This window comes from Nitrospira sp. CMX1 (assembly GCF_054902215.1).
Map to the genome: position 1 here is coordinate 1 of NZ_JBUBKD010000058.1, position 3343 is coordinate 3343.

Consider the following 3343-nt stretch of genomic DNA (forward strand, 5'->3'; position numbering starts at 1 on the left):
CAGACGATCAAGAAGGTGACGGAGGACATCGAAGCCCTCCGATTCAATACGGCAATTTCGCAGATGATGATTTTTACCAACGAGATGACAAAAGCGCAGCATCGGTCTCGATCGGTGATCGAGCCGTTTGTGTTGTTGCTCTCGCCGTTCGCGCCGCATGTGGCGGAGGAGCTCTGGACCTTGTTGGGGCATCAGCCGAGCGTGTCGCAGCAGCCGTGGCCGACGTTTGATCCGGCTATGACTGTCAGCGAGCGTGTGACGATCCCCATCCAGATTAATGGGAAGCTCAGGGCGAAGGTCGAGGTGGCGCTTGATGTCTCGCGCGAAGAGGTTGAACGGTTGGCCCGTGCGGAAGCAGCGGAATGGCTCCAAGGAAACGCGCCGAAGAAGGTGATCTACGTTGACAAGAAGTTGCTCAACTTTGTTGTGTGAAGGCATGCGAGGTTCTATCGCTCAGTACTCGGTACGTGTGCACATCACGGCATGTGTGGCGGTTATGGCTCTGGTTGCTTCCTGCGGCTATCAGTTCCGGGTGGACGGTGCTGGTCCAACCATTGGAGGCGCTCCTTCTGCGACGTTCACGGAGCCGCCTCCCCGACTTGTGATCAAGACGTTGATCAACAACAGCTTTGAGCCGAATTTAGAGGCACGCTATACTAATTATTTCCGTGATGAGTTTTCTGCCGGCAGTGGGGCGCAGGTTGTCTCGGAGTCTGACGTAACGGATCTCGTGCTGAGTGGACAAATTCTGTCGGTGTCCGTGCCGACCCTCAGTTTTTCACAGACAGCGACTTTGGAAAGTCGAGCAGAGGTTGTCGTGCTGGTTCGGGTGGAAGAGGTTCGGTCGGGCAAGGTCGTGTGGACGCAACTGGCCAAGGGGTGGTCAGAATTCTTTATTACGCCGGACCTCCAATTCAACCGTACCCTTCAGAACCGAGCGGTTGAGCAGGCTGGGCGCCTCTTGGCCGCTGATTTGGCTTCGCGGTTTCTGCTAGAGGTGGAAACCGGCGGATTGACGAAGCGGGCTTCCGCGACGGGATCTTCGCCGCGGTAGTTTTGCGATATATCACCGATGGCTTCAACCATAAATCATGTCCAGCTCGAGTCGAGCCTAAAACAGCAGGGGCCCGGCTGTCTGTACCTCGTGGTCGGAGAGGAGGATTTACTCAGGGACTCTGCTGTGAATGCGCTTACACAAGCGGTGCTCGGCCAAGAGGGGGATGCATTCAATTATGAGCAGTTCTATGGTGATGAAGCGCGCGGAGCCGATATCCGAAACAGTGTTGCTGCCATCCCGGTCTTTGCCGCGCGCCGCTTGGTCGTCGTAAAAGCGGCAGAGAAACTCACTGCGCGCGAAAGCGAGCTCCTGCTCGATTGTGTGAACACTCCTGTGGAGTCTACCACCGTGGTTTTCGTCAGCTCGAAGATGGATGGCCGACTGAAATTCTCCCAGGCTCTTGCCCGATCGGCTGTGGTGGTGGATTGTTCACCGCTTCGTGAGGCCCAGTTGCCAGCCTGGATTGGCTGCGAGGCTGAACGCGTCGGTCTTCGCTTGGAAGAGGCCGCCGCTCAATTACTGCAGGAGGTCTGCGGGGCCTCTCTGTATAGCGTGCGGCGAGAATTGGAGAAACTCGCGTCGTATGTACCGCCCGATCGTGCCGTTACTGCTGTGGATGTGTACCAGCTCCGTGGTATGGAGCCGGGTGCCTCGGTGTTTGATCTGGCGCTGGCCATTGCCGAAGGTCGCCGTGGGCGGGTGTTATCGATCTTGGCACGGAACCTGGACGCTGGGGAAGCGCCGCTTCGGATCCTGGGTTCGTTGGCGTGGCAGTATCGCCGGATCTGGAAAGTCAAAGAGTCGCTGGCTCAAGGAGGGCGTGAAGGGGAGGCGGCCAGGAACTTGCGAATGGATCCGTGGAAGGTGCGGACATTTCTGAATCGGTTTCCTGAGGCCCATCTCGAACAGGCGATCCGTCTTTTTCTGGATGCTGATAACCAGCTGAAGGGTGGGAGCAGCATCCGCCCGAAGCTAGTCTTGGAGCGTGTGCTGTTAGCGCTCTGTGCGGAGCCCGCTGGTACGCGAATCGAACCAGCGCCACCTCCACAGGCTCAGCCCAAACGAGGTACCACACGGAGCGTCTCGAACGTGCGGACAATTAAGAGACGAGTGCGTTGACGCGATGGGCTAATCGTGAAATACGTCGGGAGGCAGTATTGCGATGAAGAATGCCTTTGGAAACAGCTTTCCCGATCGCCGAGGTCGCTTCCAACAAGCTGGTTTTTGCCTCGTCAGCCTTTTTCCCGGCCACTGCGGATTGGACCTTCTTGATGAGCGTTCGCACGGTGTTGACGGCAGCTCGATTCCGCTCATGGCGTCGTTCGGCTTGGCGTGCGCGTCGGATTGTCGATTTGTGAATTCGGGGCATTGATCACTCCTGTAAGTAAAGAAGAAAATTCTTATCATAGGATGTTGTTGACCGTCAAGGATCAGTTTTGAAGGAGGAGCAAGGGAGATGGCGAAGATCGTGGCACGAGATCGGCTGATGTTTGCGTTGGATGTTCCCTCAGCAGCGGAGGCCGATCAACTCTTGGATCGGCTCCAGGGGCATCTGACGTTCGTCAAAGTAGGACTTGAGCTCTACACGGCGGCCGGACCGGAGATGGTGAAGCGGATCGTGGAGCGAGGTATGCGGGTGTTTCTTGACCTGAAATTTCTCGACATCGAAGAAACGGTTCGTCGTGCGACGAGTCGGGTGGCTGCGATGGGGGTCGAGTTCTTGACCGTTCATGCCAACCGCAAGGCACTGACAGCTGCTGTCCAGGGGCGTGACGGCTCATCGCTCAAATTGCTCGCCGTGACTGTGCTGACGAATTTTGACGGTAACGATTTGCGAGAAATGGGGATCCAGCGGACGGTTCAAGACCTCGTGACCGCCAGAGCGTTGCTGGCCTCGGAAGTCGGCTGTGATGGGGTGGTCGCGTCCGGTGAAGAAGCTACGGCACTCCGCCAGAAAGTCGGGCCTCATTTTACGATCGTCACACCGGGTGTCCGGCCAGCCGGCAAAGGGGTTGATGACCATGCTCGTGCGACGACCCCCACGCAAACCATTGCCGCCGGGGCGGACTATCTGGTGATCGGTCGACCCATTCGTGATGCGGCTGATCCTGCTGAGACCGTTACTGCGATTCTGGCGGAGATGCAAGCGGCATTTGATGCACGGGGGTAGTGGGAGCTGGGTTGCGGTCACAGTCGGCCCTTTGTTAATATCTCCCTTCCTCAAGTCTGCATGGTGGGTGTAGCTCAGTTGGTTAGAGCGCCGGATTGTGGATCCGGAGGTCGCGG

5 protein-coding genes are annotated in these 3343 nt (G+C 57.4%); 4 read left to right on the top strand and 1 reads right to left on the bottom strand.

Annotated elements, in window-relative coordinates; all coding sequences use genetic code 11:
- From ACYX34_RS14395 to holA, 3 genes are all read left to right on the top strand, one after another.
- On the top strand, window positions 1–432 hold a 432-nt coding region (locus ACYX34_RS14395), incomplete at its 5' end, for a class I tRNA ligase family protein (protein WP_462077263.1).
- Window positions 433–436: 4 nt separating this feature from the next.
- The gene (lptE, locus tag ACYX34_RS14400; RefSeq protein WP_462077264.1) at window positions 437–1054 is read left to right on the top strand and encodes an LPS assembly lipoprotein LptE; all 618 of its coding nucleotides are present in this window, start codon (window positions 437–439) and stop codon (window positions 1052–1054) included.
- Window positions 1055–1072: 18 nt separating this feature from the next.
- A complete protein-coding gene (gene holA, locus ACYX34_RS14405; RefSeq protein ID WP_462077265.1) occupies window positions 1073–2176 on the top strand; it encodes a DNA polymerase III subunit delta in 1104 nt (367 codons plus the stop codon).
- On the opposite strand, the gene rpsT is transcribed toward holA, so the two are convergent.
- Window positions 2157–2426, bottom strand: coding sequence for a 30S ribosomal protein S20 (rpsT, locus tag ACYX34_RS14410; protein WP_462077266.1), 270 nt, complete (start codon window positions 2424–2426; stop codon window positions 2157–2159). The genes holA and rpsT overlap by 20 nt on opposite strands.
- An 87-nt stretch (window positions 2427–2513) precedes the next feature.
- Between rpsT and pyrF the strand changes: the two genes are divergently transcribed.
- The gene (gene pyrF, locus ACYX34_RS14415; protein ID WP_462077267.1) at window positions 2514–3227 is read left to right on the top strand and encodes an orotidine-5'-phosphate decarboxylase; all 714 of its coding nucleotides are present in this window, start codon (window positions 2514–2516) and stop codon (window positions 3225–3227) included.
- Window positions 3228–3343 lie beyond the last annotated feature (116 nt).